This window comes from Arthrobacter sp. zg-Y1219, from assembly GCF_030125545.1.
Taxonomy (GTDB): domain Bacteria; phylum Actinomycetota; class Actinomycetes; order Actinomycetales; family Micrococcaceae; genus Arthrobacter_B.
This window is the reverse complement of the sequence record NZ_JASKLY010000010.1, coordinates 44,681-60,416: the sequence shown is the minus strand read 5'-3', so window position 1 is coordinate 60,416 and position 15,736 is coordinate 44,681. Positions and strand designations below refer to the sequence as shown.

Below are 15,736 nucleotides of genomic sequence, written 5' to 3'. Positions count from 1 at the left end.
CTGGCAAAGCTCCTGCCCAGCATGAACCCTTCAAAGAACTATGAGAACCAGTTGAACCGTGAACCGGATGTTTTGACCGAAGCCGAGAAAAACGGCGGCAGTGCTGCCGGCGCGTCCGGAAAGGGCGGCAAAGGCGGCAAGGGCGGCAAAGGCGGCCGCAAGGGCGGCGCCGGCGATGTCCAGCTGCCCTCCCTCGGACCGCTGGGCCTGCTGCGCTGGGCCTGGACCCAGCTGACCAGCATGCGCACGGCGCTGTTCCTGCTCCTGCTGCTGGCAGTGGCGGCGGTGCCGGGATCGCTGTTTCCGCAGCGGCCGGCCAACCCCGCCGTCGTCACCCAGTACCTGAAGGACAACCCGGACACCGGCCCGTGGCTGGACCGGTTCCAGCTCTTTGACGTCTACTCCTCCGTCTGGTTCTCCGCGATCTACCTGCTGCTGTTCGTTTCGCTGATCGGCTGCGTCATTCCGCGGGCGAAAGCCCATTACCGGGCCATGCGGTCCAAGCCTCCCCGCACGCCCCAGCGCCTGTCCCGGCTGCCGGAATACGGCACGCTGGTGATCCCGGCGTCGTCGGGCCTGACCGCCGGCTCCGCCGTCGAACAGGCGGCCCAGCTGCTGCGCAAGCGCGGCTACCGGGTGGACGTCCGCGACCTCGACGGCGCCCGGCCGTCCGTGGGCGCGGAACGCGGCTTCGCCAAGGAGGTGGGGAACCTCGTGTTCCACACCGCCCTGATCGGCGTGCTGGTGTCAATCGCCGTCGGCGGGCTGTTCGGCTACAGCGGCCAGAAGATCGTGGTGGAGGGGGAGTCGTTCGTCAACACCCTGGTCGGCTACGACTCGTTCACTCCCGGCACCAGTTTCACCGAGGAGCAGCTGGAGCCCTACTCGCTGAAGCTCGACGAGTTCAACGTCCAGTTCGACCGGGAATCCCAGACCCACTACGGCCAGCCCCTCGACTTTGAGGCCAAGATGACCGTGAAGGAGAGCCCGGACGCCGCCGAGCACGCTGAAACGCTGAAGGTCAACGCGCCGCTGACCGTGGGCGGCAGCCGCGTCTACCTGGTGGGCAACGGGTACGCGCCCGTCGTCACGGTGCGCGACGGCGAAGGCAACGTTGCGCTGCAGGGTCCGGTTGTCACGGTCCCCAGCGACGGAATGTACACCTCCCTGATGGTGATCAAGGCTCCGGACGCCAAGCCGGACCAGCTGGGCTTTGTGGGCTTCTTCCTGCCAACGGCCATGCTGGATGAGCAGGGCGTCTCCTACTCCGGCGATCCGGATCCGTTCAACCCCCAGCTGAACCTGAACGCCTACTACGGTGACCTCGGCCTGGACGAAGGAGTGCCGAGCAACGTCTACGTGCTCGACACCGAGAACCTGACCGAGCTCAACAGCCGCACCCTGGACGCCGGCGGCATCGTCCTCGGCGCCAACCAGACGTACGACCTGCCCGAGGGCAAGGGATCCATCACGTTCGAGGGCATCAAGCGCTACGCCGCCCTGGACATCCACTATGACCCCGCCAAGATGTGGGTCCTCGGTTTTGCCACGCTCTCGCTCGCCGGCCTGGCCGCTTCCCTGTTCCTGGCGCGGCGCCGGGTCTGGATCCGCACCGGCACCCACGACGACGGGCGCCTCATGGTCGAATACGGCCTGCTGGCACGCGGCGAAGACCAGCGCCTCACCAGCGAGGCAGCCGCCGTCCGGACCCTGCTGGAGAAGCAGTGGTTGGCGGGCAGCGGAGCGGTGGAGGACAATGGCGCGGGGGATACATCCGCTCCGGACACCGGAGCACACAGCACAGGCCGGGACTCAGCGCCCGGAGCATCAGCGGCGGACAGCAAAGCCGCTCAGGAGAAGGAAACAGGTAAGGACTCGTAATGCCCTCCATTGACTACACCCTCGCTGAGTACAGCGAGCTGTTCATGCTGTTGGCGGCGTTCGCCTATACGGTGGCGTTCCTGGCCTTCACCTGGGACCTCGCGCAGAGCAGCAAGGCCATCAAGGCAGTGGAGTCCAAGCTGACGCAGCAGAGCTCCGCAGCGGTTCCGGCCGGGGCGGTGTCCGGTTCGCGCTCCACGGGTTCCGGCCGCTCCGGAACCTCCGGCGACGACAGCTATCTGGCTGACGGCAACGTCCGCGGCTGGGACGCCGACGGCTCACCGGTGGCACAGACCGCCGACGCCTCCATGGGCTACGTCGGGGCCCGCCGCAACAGCGCGCGCGTCGCCGTCGCCCTCACGGTCCTGGGCGCAGTGATCCACACTGCCGCCGTCGTCGCCCGCGGCCTCGCGGCTCACCGCGTGCCCTGGGGCAACATGTACGAGTTCTGCACCACCGGCGCCCTGGTGGTGGCCGTGGTGTTCCTCCTGGTCCTGCTCCGGCGCGACCTGCGCTTCTTGGGAACCCTGGTGCTGGCCCTGGTCCTGATCATGATGATGGTGGCCACGATCGGCTTCCCGACGCCGGTGGCCCACCTGATTCCGGCGCTGCAGAGCTACTGGCTCGTCATCCACGTTTCGGTGGCCGTCATTGCGTCGGCGCTGTTCACGCTGACCTTCGCCATGTCCGTGCTGCAGCTGCTGCAGGCCGACCGCGAGTCCAAGATCCGCGCCGGCGGAGCGTCCAAGCTGGCGTTCCTGCGAATCGTGCCCTCCGCGCAGAGCCTTGAGAACTTCGCCTACCGGATCAACGCCGTCGCCTTCGTGCTGTGGACCTTCACCGTGATGGCCGGTTCGATCTGGGCCGAGCAGGCCTGGGGCCGGTACTGGGGCTGGGACACCAAGGAAGTCTGGAGCTTCGTGATCTGGGTGGTGTATGCCGGTTACCTGCACGCCCGTGCCACGCGCGGCTGGACCGGCACCCGTGCCGCCTGGCTGTCGATCGTCGGCTACCTGTGCATCATCTTCAACTTCACGATCGTGAACGTGTACTTCGCCGGTCTGCACAGCTACTCCGGCGTCTGACCCGTTCGATTTCCCGCGGGCCCGGTGCCCGCAGCTCCAAACCCGCCTCCCGGTTCGCCGGCAGGCGGGTTTTTTGCTGTCTCGTGTTGTTGCCGGCGCGGGGGTCGCTGGGTCGCTGCGCGTCCGGCGGGGCGGCGGGTGGTCCGGGGGCCGGCGGGTGGTCCGGGGGCCGGCGGGAGCCAGGCGTGTGGTCCGGGGCGCACGGCTTCCCAGTCTTTGAGGCTGGTGTGACTGGTGTGACCACATCAGCCCCACGGGTCAACAAACGGTGGGAACCAGTGCGGAAACCGGCCCCGCCAACCGGAAGCCCGGCCCCGCACCAACAAAAAACCCGCCCCCGGATTGGCCGGAAGGCGGGTTTCGCTGGAGTCGAGCTAAGGCAGGCTTCTAGGCGCTGGGCTTTTCGTCGTCGTTCTTCTTGTGCCCGGACTGCTTCTCGCGCGCCCGCAGCTCGGCTTCACGGCGCTTAAGCTCTGCTTCCTTCGCCTGCTGGCGGCGCCGGATCTCGAGGTTGCGCAGGAAATCGGGGTCGTCGTCCGGGGCGGTGGGATGGCGGGGTGCCCGGTTCTTGGGCGCCGGACCGCTTCTTGGGCGGCCCAAGAGGAACCACAGGAGGGCGCCGAGCACCGGCAGCAGCACGATAGTGAAGAGCCAGGCGACCTTGGAGATGCTGCGCACCTCCTGGGCCCGGGACATGACACAGTCGATGATGGCGTAGATGATTACGGCGGCGACGATGATGACACCGAAAAGCACGAGGCGAGGCATGAACCAATTGTAGTGGAGCAGGGCACAGCTGTGTCTTCCCGGTTCGGACCGGGCGGGTCGGTTATGGCCCGGAGGCCGAAGCGACGACATCCCAAAGCTGAAGAGGAACTAGAATGGCCCTGTGGCTTTCTGGAAATTTACCGCTCTCCGCCTTGGTTTGGTGGCCATCTTCTTCGCAGCATGCGTCTGGCTGGGCCTGGGCCTGGTGCTCTCGGCGATCGTCGGAGCAGTCCTCGCCTGGTGCGTCACGTACCTGTTCTTCCGCGACATGCGCGACGCTGCAGCCCGCAACGTGCAAAAGCGCTTCCACGGTGACGCGCCCCCGACCCGCAACCGCGGCGAGCTCGAGGACGCCGGCGCCGAAGACAGCATGCTCGATGCCCACCCCGACATCAAGATCGACAACGACCGCAAGCCCCGCGACAACTAACCGCCGCGAAACGTCAGCCGGAAGCTAGGCGAGCACCCGGGTCAGTACCAGTCCGAGGCTGTACAGCAGGGCGAAGCCCAGGTTGATCAGCCCGGTCTGCTGCAGCACAGGGATGAGGCTCCGGCGCTTCTTGCCCTTGAGCATGAGCCAGCTCGGCATCAGGCAGGCCGGGATGAGCAGCAGCACCAGCAGCACCCAGGGATAGTCAGCCGCGAGGAACAGCGGCAGCAGGATGGCCAGCGCCAGCATCATGACGTAGCTGATCCGGGCGGCCTCGTCGCCGAGCCGCACAGCCAGGGTCCGCTTGCCGGCTTCCCGGTCGGTGGGGATGTCCCGCACGTTGTTGGCCATCAGCAGGGCCATGGCAATCAGTCCGGTGCCCACGGCGCCGATCAGCGCCGGAACGCTGACCTGCCCGGCCTGCGTGTAGGTGGTGCCCAGGGTTGCCACCAGGCCGAAGAAAACAAACACGAAGATGTCGCCCAGGCCCATGTAGCCGTAGGGGTTCCGGCCGCCGGTGTAGCCCCAGGCCGCAGCGACGCAGCCCACGCCCACCAGGATCAGGAACCAGGTGGAGGACAGGATGATCAGGGCCAGCCCGGCAACCATGGCCACGCCGAAGCAGGCGAAGGCCGCGTACTTGACCTGCTTGGCGGGCGCCGCGCCGGAACCGGTCAGCCGCAGCGGGCCCACCCGGTTGTCGTCAGTGCCGCGGATGCCGTCGGAATAGTCGTTGGCGTAGTTCACGCCCACCTGCAGCAGCATCGCCACCAGCGCCGCCAGGACGGCGTGCAGGGGCTTGAAGGAACCCAGGTCGTACGCCGCGGCCGTACCGATGATGACTGGCGCCACCGCCATCGGCAGGGTGCGGGGGCGGGCTCCTTCTAACCACTGCGCGGCTGTAGCCACAATCAAAGTCCTTTAACTCGAGTAATGGTTTGTTCACGTTCTATTCTTCCGCAGCCGTGCGGTGCGAAAGACCCGGGCGCTGCGGCTCAGGGGTGCGTGTGTCCGGCGGCGGCCAGCAGGCGGCGAAGCCCCAGCCGGTCCGTCTTGCCGTTGGGCAGCAGCGGCAGGGCCTCCAGCAGGAGCACCACCTTGGGCACCGCGGGCTTTCCAAGGGTTGAGCGGACTGCGTCCTTGACCTTTTCGGGATCCACGGAGCCGACGACGGCGGCGCCCACCAGACTGCCCCACTCCGGACTGTCCAGGCCCAAAACCACGGCCTGGGAGACTTCGGGCAGCTGTTCGATGGCAGCTGAAACGGCGGCCGCGGAAATCTTGATGCCGCCGCTGACAATCACGTCGTCCAGCCGGCCGGACACCGTGACTCGTCCGTTCTCCACGCTGCCGGCGTCATCGGTGCGGTACCAGCGTCTTCCTGAATTGAAGCGGAACCGCTCGGCGGTCAGTTCCGGCTGGCCCATGTAGCCCTCGGCCAGGATGTCCCCGGCAATCCAGAGCGAGCCGGATTCGACGACGACGTCGACCCCGGGCAGGGGAACGCCGTCGTACACGCAGCCGCCGCAGGTTTCGCTCATGCCGTAGGTGGTGACGACGTTCAGGCCCAGGGCCGCGGCGTCGGCCAGCAGCCCCGCACCGGCGGGCGCCCCGCCGAGCAGGATGGCGTTGAAGCGGCGCAGCACGCGCAGGGTCTCGGGTTCGGGGTTGCTCAGCAGCCGGTGCAGCTGGGTGGGAACCAGGGAGGTGAAACGGTTCCGGTCCGTCATCTCGGCCGCCGCGGAGGTGAAGCGCGCGGCGCTGAAGGACCCGGAGGTGTCCATGAAGACGGGCTGCGTTCCGGCGTACAGGGACCGGATCAGCACCTGGATTCCGGCAATGTAGTGCGCCGGCAACGCCATCAGCCATTGGCCGTCGGCCTCCAGCGCCATCGCCGTGGCCATGGAGGAAGCCGCGAGGGCATCGGTGGTGAGCATGGTCTGTTTGGGCGTGCCCGTGGACCCGGAGGTGCTGATGACCAGGGCAATGTCATCGTTGGGCAGCTCACCGGAGAAGGTCTGGTGCGGGTTGGCGTGCGGGGCCACCGCGGGGCCTTCGCCGGCGAGGGCTTCGGCCAGCGGGGCCAGCAGCGTTTCGGCATTGAAGCCGGCGGGAGTATGGACGGTCAGCAGTTCCATGTAGCGGCGGCCTAGAAGTAGTAGGGGAAGGAGGACCAGTCGGGGTCCCGTTTTTCGAGGAAGGCTTCCTTGCCCTCCACCGCCTCGTCGGTCATGTAGGCCAGCCGGGTGGCCTCGCCCGCGAAGACCTGCTGTCCGGCCAGGCCGTCGTCGGCCAGGTTGAAGGCGAACTTCAGCATGCGGATGGCCTGCGGGGACTGCCGGGCGATGTCGGCGGCGTATTCCAGGGCCACCTTCTCCAGGTTCTCGTGGTCCACGGCCTCGTTCACGGCGCCCATGGCCACCATGTCCTCGGCGGAGTATTCACGGGCCAGGAAGAAAATTTCGCGGGCCTTCTTCTGGCCGATCTGCCGGGCCAGCAGCGCGGAGCCGTAGCCGGCGTCGAAGCTGCCCACGGTGGCGTCCGTCTGCTTGAACTTGCCGTGCTGACGGGACGCAATGGTCAAATCCGAGACGACGTGCAGGCTGTGCCCTCCGCCGGCGGCCCAGCCGTTGACGACGGCGATAACCACCTTGGGCATGGTGCGCATCAGGCGCTGCACCTCCAGGATGTGCAGCCGTCCGGCGCGGGCCGGATCGATGGTTTCCCTGGTCTCGCCTTCGGCATACTTGTACCCGTCACGGCCGCGGATCCGCTGGTCGCCGCCGGAGCAGAAGGAGTGGCCACCATCCTTGGGGGAGGGGCCGTTTCCGGTCAGCAGGACGGTGGCGACGTCGGGCGTCATCCGGGCGTGGTCCATGGCACGGTAGAGCTCGTCGACGGTCCCCGGGCGGAAGGCGTTGCGGACTTCCGGACGGTTGAACGCGATGCGCACCGTCGGCAGGTCGCGCACGATGCCGCCGTCGGCCGTGCGCTCCACCTGGCGGTGGTAGGTCATGTCCTTCAGGTCCTCGAACCCGGAGACAAGACGCCACTGCTGCGGGTCGAAAATATCGGACACCTGTTCTGGAAGTTCTGTGCTCACAGTTCCGAGTTTATCGTTCCGCCCCAAACCGGCGGTTGCGCACGTTCCCGAGGCCGGTTTGCCGATAGTTTCCGCTGTGTCATCCCGTATTCCGCCCGGGTCCCTGTCACCGGGTGCAGCGCTGCCCTACCTTTGCACCATGGCTGGCTCCGCTCCGGGGATTGATGGCCCCGCATCCGACGCAATGCTCAAGCTCGGCAGGTTCTTCACCCGCTGGGACGAGACCGCTGACGGGAGGGCCGTGTTCCGGGAAGGCGGCCGGAAGGGGGACGCTTTCTACCGAAACCGGTGGAGCCACGACAAGGTGGTGCGGTCCACTCACGGGGTGAACTGCACCGGATCCTGCTCCTGGAAGGTCTACGTCAAAGACGGGATCATCACCTGGGAGGCGCAGGAAACGGATTACCCCACGGTGGGCCCGGACCGGCCCGAATACGAGCCGCGCGGCTGCCCCCGCGGCGCAGCATTCTCCTGGTACACCTATTCGCCCACCCGGGTCCGCTATCCCTACATCCGCGGCGTGCTGCTGGAAATGTACCGCGCGGCCAAACGCGAGACCGGCGACCCGGTGCTGGCCTGGGAACAGATCATCAACCACCCCGACCGCCGCCGGACCTACCAGCAGGCCCGGGGCAAGGGCGGACTGGTGCGCTCCAGCTGGGCCGAAGCCCTCGAAATGACTGCCGCCGCCCACGTCTCCACGATTCGGAACTACGGACCCGACCGCTGCACCGGTTTCTCCCCGATCCCGGCGATGTCCATGGTCTCGCACGCCGCCGGCGCCCGGTTCATCAACCTGATCGGCGGGGTGATGAACAGCTTTTACGACTGGTACGCGGACCTGCCCGTGGCCAGCCCGCAGGTTTTCGGCGACCAGACCGACGTGCCCGAATCCGGTGACTGGTGGGACGCGACGTACCTGATGATGTGGGGATCAAACATCCCCGTGACCCGCACCCCCGATGCGCACTGGATGGTGGAGGGCCGGTACCGCGGCACCAAGGTGGTTTCGGTCAGCCCGGACTACGCCGACAACACCAAGTTCGCCGATGAATGGCTGCCCGCGCAGGCCGGCTCGGACGGCGCCCTGGCCATGGCCATGGGGCACGTCATCCTGAAGGAGAACTTCGTGGACCGGCGGGTGCCGTTCTTCGAGGACTATGTCCGCCAGTTCACCGACCTGCCGTTCCTGGTCACGCTGGACACGCGCGACGACGGCAGCGTGGTGCCCGGGAAGTTCCTCACCGCCGCCGATCTGGGCCGCCGCGAGGCGAAAGCCTCCGACGCCGCGTTCAAGACGGTGCTCCTGGACCGCGACGCCGGCACCCCGGTGGTGCCCAACGGCTCGGTGGGCTTCCGGTACAACGAGGCCGACGCCGGCAAATGGAACCTTGACCTGCAGGGCGTCGTTCCGGCCCTGTCCATCGCTGACGCCGCTTCGTGGCCCGGGCACACCAGCCGGGTGGAGCTCCCGGCGTTCACCGACCCCGGCGGAGCCGGCTCCGTCCTGCACCGCGGCGTCCCGGTGACGAGCATCGCCGGCCGCACCGTCACGACCGTCTTTGACCTGATGCTCGCGCAATACGGCGTGGCGCGGCCCGGGCTCGGAGGGGAGAGCCTGCCGGGGGAGTGGGCCGCGGGATACGACGACGCCGGCACCCCCTACACCCCCGCCTGGCAGCAGGAAATCACCAACGTCGCACCCGAAGCGGTGCTCCGGACCGCCCGGGAATTCGCGGCCAACGCGGAAAAGTCCAAGGGCCGCTCGATGATCATCCTCGGCGCCGGCATCTGCCAGTGGTACCACGGGGACGTCACCTACCGGGCGATCCTGGCTCTGCTGATGCTGACCGGGTGCGAGGGCCGCAACGGCGGCGGCTGGGCGCACTACGTGGGCCAGGAGAAGTGCCGGCCCATCACCGGCTGGGCCGCGATGGCCTCGGCCGGCGATTGGAACCGGCCGCCCCGGTTCATGATCGGCACCGCCTTTTGGTACATGCACACCGACCAGTTCCGCTCCGACGGCTATTCCTCGGACTCCCTGCAGTCCCCGCTGGCGCAGGGGCACCTGCGCGGTCTGCACACCGCCGACGTCATCGCGAAGTCCACCCGGATGGGCTGGATGCCGTTCTTTCCGCAATTCGACGCGAAAAACTCTTTGGACGTGGCGGACGAGGCCGCGGCCGGGGTGGCCCGCGGCGAGGCGGCTGACGAAGCGTCCTGGGTCGCCAAACAGCTCAAGGACGGGCGGCTGCGCTTCGCCGTCGAGGACGTGGACGCTCCGGAAAACTGGCCGCGGACGCTGATCCTGTGGCGTTCGAACCTGCTGGGCTCCTCCGCCAAGGGAGAGGAGTATTTTCAGAAGCACCTGCTCGGCACCCTGAACAACGTGATGGGCAAGGACCACGGCGAATCCCGGCCCGCCGACGTCGTCTGGCACGAGAACGCGCCGCAGGGAAAGCTGGATCTGCTGGTGTCGGCGGACTTCCGGATGACCAGCTCCACCCTGCTCTCCGACGTCGTGTTCCCGGCGGCGACCTGGTACGAGAAGTACGACCTGTCCTCCACCGACATGCATCCCTACGTGCATGCGTTCACCCCGGCGATCGCCCCGCCCTGGGAGGCGAAGACCGACTACGACCTGTTCCGGCTGCTGGCCGAGGAGTTCTCCCGGCAGGCCGCCACCCATTTGGGGGTGCGCAGGGACCTGGTGGCGACCGCGCTGACCCATGACACGCCCGGTGAAATCGCGCAGCCCGGCGGGCACGCCCCGGACTGGAAGGGAACGGACATTCCGGCGATTCCGGGCAAGAACCTGCCGTCCCTGGCCGTGGTGGAACGGGACTACGCGGCGATCGGCGAGAAGTTCGCCGCCGTCGGTCCGCTGGCGGACAAGCTGGGGTTCACCACCAAGTACGTGAAGTACGACGTGTCCAAGCCGCTGGCCCAGCTGGCCCGCAAGCACGGGGTCTTTGACCGCGGCGCCGCCGCCGGCCGCCCGGCCGTGGACACCGACGCCCGGATGGCCGAGGCCATCCTGCTGCTCTCCGGCACCACCAACGGGGAGCTGGCGGTGCAGGGGTTCCGGACGCTGGAGAAACGGACCGGCACGCCGCTGGCGGACCTGGCCGAGGGCGCGGAGGACAAGCAGATCACCTTCCGCGACACCCAGGACCGGCCGACGCCGGTGATCACCTCGCCGGAATGGTCCGGCTCGGAGACCGGCGGCCGGCGCTACGCCCCCTTCACCATCAACATTGAGCGGCTGAAGCCCTTCCACACGCTGACCGGCCGGATGCACTTCTTCCTGGACCATGACTGGATGCAGGACATGGGTGAGGCGCTGCCGATCTACCGGCCGCCGCTGGACATGCACCGGCTGTTCGGCGAGCCGCAGCTGGGAACCCGCGGTGAATTGTCAGTGGCGGTGCGCTACCTGACCCCGCACAACAAGTGGTCCATCCACTCCGAGTACCAGGACAACCTGCTGATGCTCTCGCTCTCCCGCGGCGGTACGGCGGTATGGATGAGCACCTCCGACGCCGCGCTGATCGAAGTGGAGGACAACGACTGGGTGGAGTGCGTGTCCACCAACGGGGTGCTGGTGGGCCGGGCCATTGTGAGCAGCCGGATGCCGGCCGGCGTCGTCTATGTCCACCACGCGCAGGAACGCATCATCGACACGCCGAAATCCGAGGCCACCGGCCGCCGCGGCGGGATCCACAACTCGGTGACCCGGATCCTGGTCAAGCCCACGCACATGATCGGCGGCTACGCGCAGCAGTCCTGGGCCTTCAACTACCTTGGCCCCACCGGCAACCAGCGCGACATCGTGACAGTCGTGCGCAAACGTTCCCAGGAGGTGCGGTACTGATGCGAATCATGGCGCAGACGGCAATGGTGATGGCACTGGACAAGTGCATCGGCTGCCACACCTGTTCGGTGACCTGCAAGCAGGCCTGGACCAACCGGGCGGGCACCGAGTACGTCTGGTTCAACAACGTGGAGACCCGTCCCGGGCAGGGCTATCCGCGCCGTTACGAGGACCAGGAGAAGTGGAAGGGCGGCTGGGAACTGAACAGCCGCGGCAAGCTGAAGCTGAAGGCCGGCGGACGGCTCGCCAAGCTGTTCGGCATCTTCGCCAGCCCCGTGCAGCCGGAACTGAACGACTATTACGAGCCCTGGACCTACGACTACGAAAACCTGATCAATGCTCCGGCCGGCAACGATTTCCCGGTGGCGAAGCCCAAATCCCTGATTACCGGCGAGGACATGAAGATCACCTGGTCCGCCAACTGGGATGACAGCCTCGGCGGATCGGGCCGCACGGAGCTCCGGGATCCGGTGCTGGAGAAGATGCGCCGGGAGGCGGAGGAGAAGGTGAAGCTGGAATACGATTCCACGTTCATGTTCTACCTGCCCCGGATCTGCGAGCACTGCCTGAATCCCTCCTGCATGGCCTCCTGTCCCTCCGGAGCCATCTACAAGCGGGAGGAGGACGGCATTGTGCTGGTGGACCAGGACCGCTGCCGCGGGTGGCGGCAGTGCGTCACGGGCTGCCCGTACAAGAAGATGTACTTCAACCACCGCTCCGGCAAGGCGGAGAAGTGCACCTTCTGCTATCCGCGCATCGAGGTGGGGCTGCCCACCGTCTGCGCCGAAACCTGTGTGGGCCGGCTGCGCTACATCGGCATCTTCCTGTACGACGCCGACCGCGTCACCGCCGCGGCGTCCGTCCCGAACGAGCAGGACCTGTACGAGGCCCAGCTGGATCTGATGATGGACCCGAATGACCCGGACGTCATCGCCGCCGCCCGGGCCGAGGGAATCCCGGAGGACTGGCTGGACGCGGCCCGGCGCTCGCCGGTGTACGCCCTGGCCAAGGAGCTGCGGGTGGCCCTGCCGCTGCATCCGGAGTATCGGACCATGCCCATGGTTTGGTACGTGCCGCCCCTCTCACCCATCGTTGACGTGCTCAAGGATCAGGGGCACGACGGCGAGAGCGCCGACAACCTCTTCGGCGCCATCGAGGCACTGCGGATCCCGGTGGAATATCTGGCGGAGCTGTTTACCGCCGGCGACACGGACCTGGTCACTGGCGTGCTGCGGAAGCTCGCCGCCATGCGGGCCTACATGCGCAGCATCACCCTCGGCGACCTTCCGGACGAAAAGATTGCTTCCGACGTCGGGATGACCGGCGAGCAAATCGTGGCGATGTACCGGCTGATGGCCGTGGCCAAATACGAGGAACGCTACGTGATTCCCAGCGCCCATCTGGAGGACGCCCACAACCTGGAGGAAATTGGCTGCTCCCTGGACGTGGAGGGCGGGCCCGGAATGGGGCAGACCGGAGTCTTCGGCGAAGCATCCGGGCGGCCCGTGCCCGTGGCAGTAGAGAATTTTGCTGCCCTGCAGGCACGCCAGCGCGGCGAAGACCCCACCGGCAACGGAAACCTGGGCGGGCGGGTGAACCTGCTCAACTGGGACGGCCGAGGTTCACCCAAGGGCCTGTTCCCGGCGGGCAACAACCGCGGAGCCCCGGACACGGCGGCCGGCGGCACCGGCGGTTCGACCGGCGACGGCAAGGGTGCAGTGTACGACCAAGCAGAGGGTGACCGGCCGCAGTCCGACCGCGGACGCGGTGCCGGGCCGGCCGGCGGAGGGGGCGCGGAATGAGCCTGTTGGAGAAACTGCTGGGCAAGGCAGGCAAGGGGACTTTCGACCCGGAGCCGTACAGGGACGCCCGCCCGCGGCGCAGCGCCGTCGTCCGGCAGGCCGCGGGCCTGCTGCTGGAATATCCCGATGAGGCGCTGGTGGACCTGGTCCCGGCACTCCGGGAGGCGCTCGGGGAAGCCGGAGCCGACACGGGGCCCGTGGAGGAGCTCTTCGCCTCGCTGACGGACCGTCCCCTGCACGAGGTGCAGTCGGAGTATGTCCAGGAATTCGACCTCTCCAAACGGCACAGCCTGCACCTGACCTACTGGACCGACGGTGACACCCGCCGCCGCGGCGAGGCCCTGGCGGCCTTCAAGGAGGTTTACCGGGCGCACGGGGCGCTGCCCGAGGGAACGGAGCTGCCCGACTACCTGCCGCTGGTGCTGGAGTTCGCAGCGAAGGTGTCCCCGGCGGACGGCTACGAACTGCTGCAACGCTACCGCCCGTCGCTGGAACTGCTGCGGCTGGCCCTTCGCGACGACGGACTGCCCCATTCCGGGGCACTGGCCCTGGTCTGTTCCACGCTGCCCGGCGTATCGCCCGAGGACCGGCAGACCGTCATGCACAGGGCAGGATACGGCCCGCCCACGGAGAGCGTTGGCCTTGAACCCTACAGTTCACGGCTGCTGCCGGTTTCTGAAAGGAACTCCCCATGAGGCCTGCGAACCTGCCGCCGGATGTCCCGCTGGATGTTCCCCTGGATGTTCCCCCGCCGGCCAATGTGGAGGTGGGGCTCGGCGATGTGATGCTGTGGGGCGTGCTGCCCTACGTGGTGTTGGCTGTGCTGGTTCTGGGCTCGATCTGGCGGTACCGCTATGACCAGTTCGGCTGGACCACGCGTTCGTCCCAGCTGTATGAGTCCCGGCTGCTGCGCATCGCCTCCCCGCTGTTCCACTTTGGGATCCTGGCGGTGATCGTGGGGCACTTCATGGGGCTGGTGCTCCCTAAAACCTGGATGGATGACATTGGCATCAACGAGGACAGATACCACTTCTTTGCCCTCTCGGTGGGGTCGATTGCCGGACTCGCCACGCTGGTGGGGATCGTGCTGCTCATTTACCGCAGGCGCACCACCGGACCGGTGTTCATGGCCACCACCCGCAACGACAAGGCGATGTACCTCTTCCTGCTCGCCGCAATCCTGACGGGCCTGGCCACGACGGTCTTCTCGGTTTTCGACTCCGGAATCGTGAACTACCGGGACACGGTGGGGCCCTGGTTTCGGTCAATTTTCATCTTCCAGCCGGACATCACCGCGATGACCGCGGCCTCCCTGTCGTTCAAGATCCACACGCTGTGGGGCCTGGCATTGTTTGCTCTCTGGCCGTTCACCCGGCTGGTGCATGCCTTCACTGCGCCGCTGCAGTACCTGTTCCGGCCCTACATCGTGTACCGCTCACGGGGGAAGCGCCCCGCGTCAGGAGCCGCCACGCCCCGCGGCAGCTGGGCGCCGGTGGGCACCCCGGACCGCGACCGAAAAGGCACTCCCCGCCCCTGACCGGCAGTAAGGACCGACGCCATGTCATCAGCAGAGACCCCGGCATCCGCCGCAAACCTGAAAACCGGCCAGCTCCGGAACCTGATCGTCGCTACCGTCGCCTCCACCGTGGGGTTCTGGGCCTGGACCATCATCGGCCCGCTCTCCAGCCGGTACGCCTCCGGCATGGACCTGGGGCCGGGGCAAACCTCCATCCTGGTGGCCATGCCGATCCTGGTCGGCTCGGTGGCGCGCATCCCGGTGGGTGCGCTGACCGACCGCTTCGGCGGCCGCGTCATGTTCACCGTCATCCTGGGCGTCACGGCACCGTTGGTGCTGCTCACCGGAATCGTCGGGCAGCTGGAGAACTTTCCGTTTCTGGTGGTCATTGCGTTTTTCCTCGGCATTGCCGGCACTGTGTTCGCGATCGGCATCCCGTTCTGCTCCGCCTGGTACGAGCGCAACCGCAAAGGCTTCGCCACCGGCGTCTTCGGCGCCGGCATGGTGGGCACCGCTGTCTCGGCGTTCTTCACGCCCCGACTGGTCACCGCCGTCGGCTACATGGGCACACACATCATCATCGCCGTCGTCGTTGCAGCTATGGCGCTGCTGAGCTGGCTGATACTGCGGAATTCCCCGGCGTGGAGCGCTCCCACGCAACCGGTGCTGCCAAAGATCACGCACGCGTTCACCCTGCGGGCCACCTGGCAGCTGTGCTTCCTGTACGGGGTGGTGTTCGGCGCGTTTGTGGCGTTTTCGAACTACCTGCCCACGTATCTCGGCAACGTCTACGACTACGACGCGACGGCCGCCGGCACCCGAACTGCAGGTTTCGCCGTCGCAGCCGTGATCGCCCGGCCAATCGGCGGCTCGATCGCTGACAGGGTGGGGCCCAAACTGGTCACCCTCGCGTCCCTGGCCGGCACCGTGGTGCTGGCCGTCGTCGTCGCGCTGCGTCCCGAGGAGGAACGTGTTTACGGCACCGCCTTCATCCTGATGGCGTTGTTCCTGGGCCTGGGCACCGGTGGCGTGTTCGCCTGGGTGGGACGCGCTGCTCCGCTGCAGGACGTGGGGACGGTGGGCGGCATTATTGCCGCCGCCGGTGGCCTGGGCGGCTACTTTCCGCCGCTGGTCATGGGCGCAACCTATGATCCCGCAAACCGCAGTTATTTCGTGGGACTGATGCTGCTGGCGGCCTTCGCCGCGGTTGCCCTGCTGCTGACCTTCACTGTGCGCAACGGCGGCAAGGTGGACGAGCGCACCCGTACCTGAGCCGG

Annotated in this window: 12 protein-coding genes; 8 read left to right on the top strand and 4 right to left on the bottom strand. The window is 67.3% G+C overall.

Annotation, left to right across the window (positions count from 1 at the left end; all coding sequences use genetic code 11):
- Positions 1 to 21 precede the first annotated feature (21 nt).
- Positions 22 to 1,881 (top strand): cytochrome c biogenesis protein ResB, encoded by a 1,860-nt coding sequence (gene resB / locus QNO00_RS06595; protein WP_284024013.1) that lies wholly within the window; start codon positions 22 to 24, stop codon positions 1,879 to 1,881.
- Entirely contained in the window at positions 1,881 to 2,966 is a 1,086-nt protein-coding gene (gene ccsB, locus QNO00_RS06590; protein WP_229964706.1) for a c-type cytochrome biogenesis protein CcsB, read from the top strand. The genes resB and ccsB overlap by 1 nt, the downstream gene beginning before the upstream one ends.
- Positions 2,967 to 3,353: 387 nt before the next feature.
- Here the strand turns inward: ccsB and QNO00_RS06585 are convergent, their stop codons facing one another.
- Entirely contained in the window at positions 3,354 to 3,734 is a 381-nt protein-coding gene (locus QNO00_RS06585) for a PLD nuclease N-terminal domain-containing protein (protein WP_229964707.1), read from the bottom strand.
- A gap of 121 nt (positions 3,735 to 3,855) precedes the next feature.
- Between QNO00_RS06585 and QNO00_RS06580 the strand changes: the two genes are divergently transcribed.
- Complete coding sequence (locus QNO00_RS06580) at positions 3,856 to 4,164, top strand: DUF4229 domain-containing protein (RefSeq protein WP_229964708.1); 309 nt, start codon at positions 3,856 to 3,858, stop codon at positions 4,162 to 4,164.
- A 24-nt stretch (positions 4,165 to 4,188) separates the two neighbouring features.
- On the opposite strand, the gene QNO00_RS06575 is transcribed toward QNO00_RS06580, so the two are convergent.
- From QNO00_RS06575 to QNO00_RS06565, 3 genes are all read right to left on the bottom strand, one after another.
- Positions 4,189 to 5,073 carry a 1,4-dihydroxy-2-naphthoate polyprenyltransferase gene (locus QNO00_RS06575; RefSeq protein WP_229964709.1) on the bottom strand — a complete coding sequence of 295 codons (885 nt, stop codon included), beginning with the start codon at positions 5,071 to 5,073 and terminating at the stop codon, positions 4,189 to 4,191.
- 86 nt (positions 5,074 to 5,159) lie between these two features.
- Complete coding sequence (locus tag QNO00_RS06570; protein ID WP_229964710.1) at positions 5,160 to 6,302, bottom strand: AMP-binding protein; 1,143 nt, start codon at positions 6,300 to 6,302, stop codon at positions 5,160 to 5,162.
- Between the two features lie 11 nt (positions 6,303 to 6,313).
- Positions 6,314 to 7,267: a 1,4-dihydroxy-2-naphthoyl-CoA synthase gene (locus tag QNO00_RS06565; RefSeq protein WP_229964711.1), complete on the bottom strand. Its 954-nt coding sequence runs from the start codon at positions 7,265 to 7,267 to the stop codon at positions 6,314 to 6,316.
- 139 nt (positions 7,268 to 7,406) lie between these two features.
- Between QNO00_RS06565 and QNO00_RS06560 the strand changes: the two genes are divergently transcribed.
- Genes QNO00_RS06560 through QNO00_RS06540 form a run of 5 tightly spaced genes read left to right on the top strand, consistent with a single transcriptional unit; the run spans position 7,407 to position 15,731 of the window.
- Positions 7,407 to 11,141, top strand: a complete 3,735-nt coding sequence (locus tag QNO00_RS06560) for a nitrate reductase subunit alpha (RefSeq protein WP_284024012.1) — start codon at positions 7,407 to 7,409, stop codon at positions 11,139 to 11,141.
- Positions 11,141 to 12,943 carry a nitrate reductase subunit beta gene (narH, locus tag QNO00_RS06555; RefSeq protein ID WP_284024011.1) on the top strand — a complete coding sequence of 601 codons (1,803 nt, stop codon included), beginning with the start codon at positions 11,141 to 11,143 and terminating at the stop codon, positions 12,941 to 12,943. Before QNO00_RS06560 ends, narH begins: the two co-directional genes overlap by 1 nt.
- The gene (gene narJ / locus QNO00_RS06550; protein ID WP_284024010.1) at positions 12,940 to 13,638 is read left to right on the top strand and encodes a nitrate reductase molybdenum cofactor assembly chaperone; all 699 of its coding nucleotides are present in this window, start codon (positions 12,940 to 12,942) and stop codon (positions 13,636 to 13,638) included. The genes narH and narJ overlap by 4 nt, the downstream gene beginning before the upstream one ends.
- Positions 13,635 to 14,480, top strand: coding sequence for a respiratory nitrate reductase subunit gamma (gene narI / locus QNO00_RS06545; protein ID WP_502863166.1), 846 nt, complete (start codon positions 13,635 to 13,637; stop codon positions 14,478 to 14,480). The genes narJ and narI overlap by 4 nt, the downstream gene beginning before the upstream one ends.
- A 21-nt stretch (positions 14,481 to 14,501) precedes the next feature.
- The gene (locus QNO00_RS06540) at positions 14,502 to 15,731 is read left to right on the top strand and encodes an MFS transporter (RefSeq protein ID WP_284024009.1); all 1,230 of its coding nucleotides are present in this window, start codon (positions 14,502 to 14,504) and stop codon (positions 15,729 to 15,731) included.
- Positions 15,732 to 15,736 lie beyond the last annotated feature (5 nt).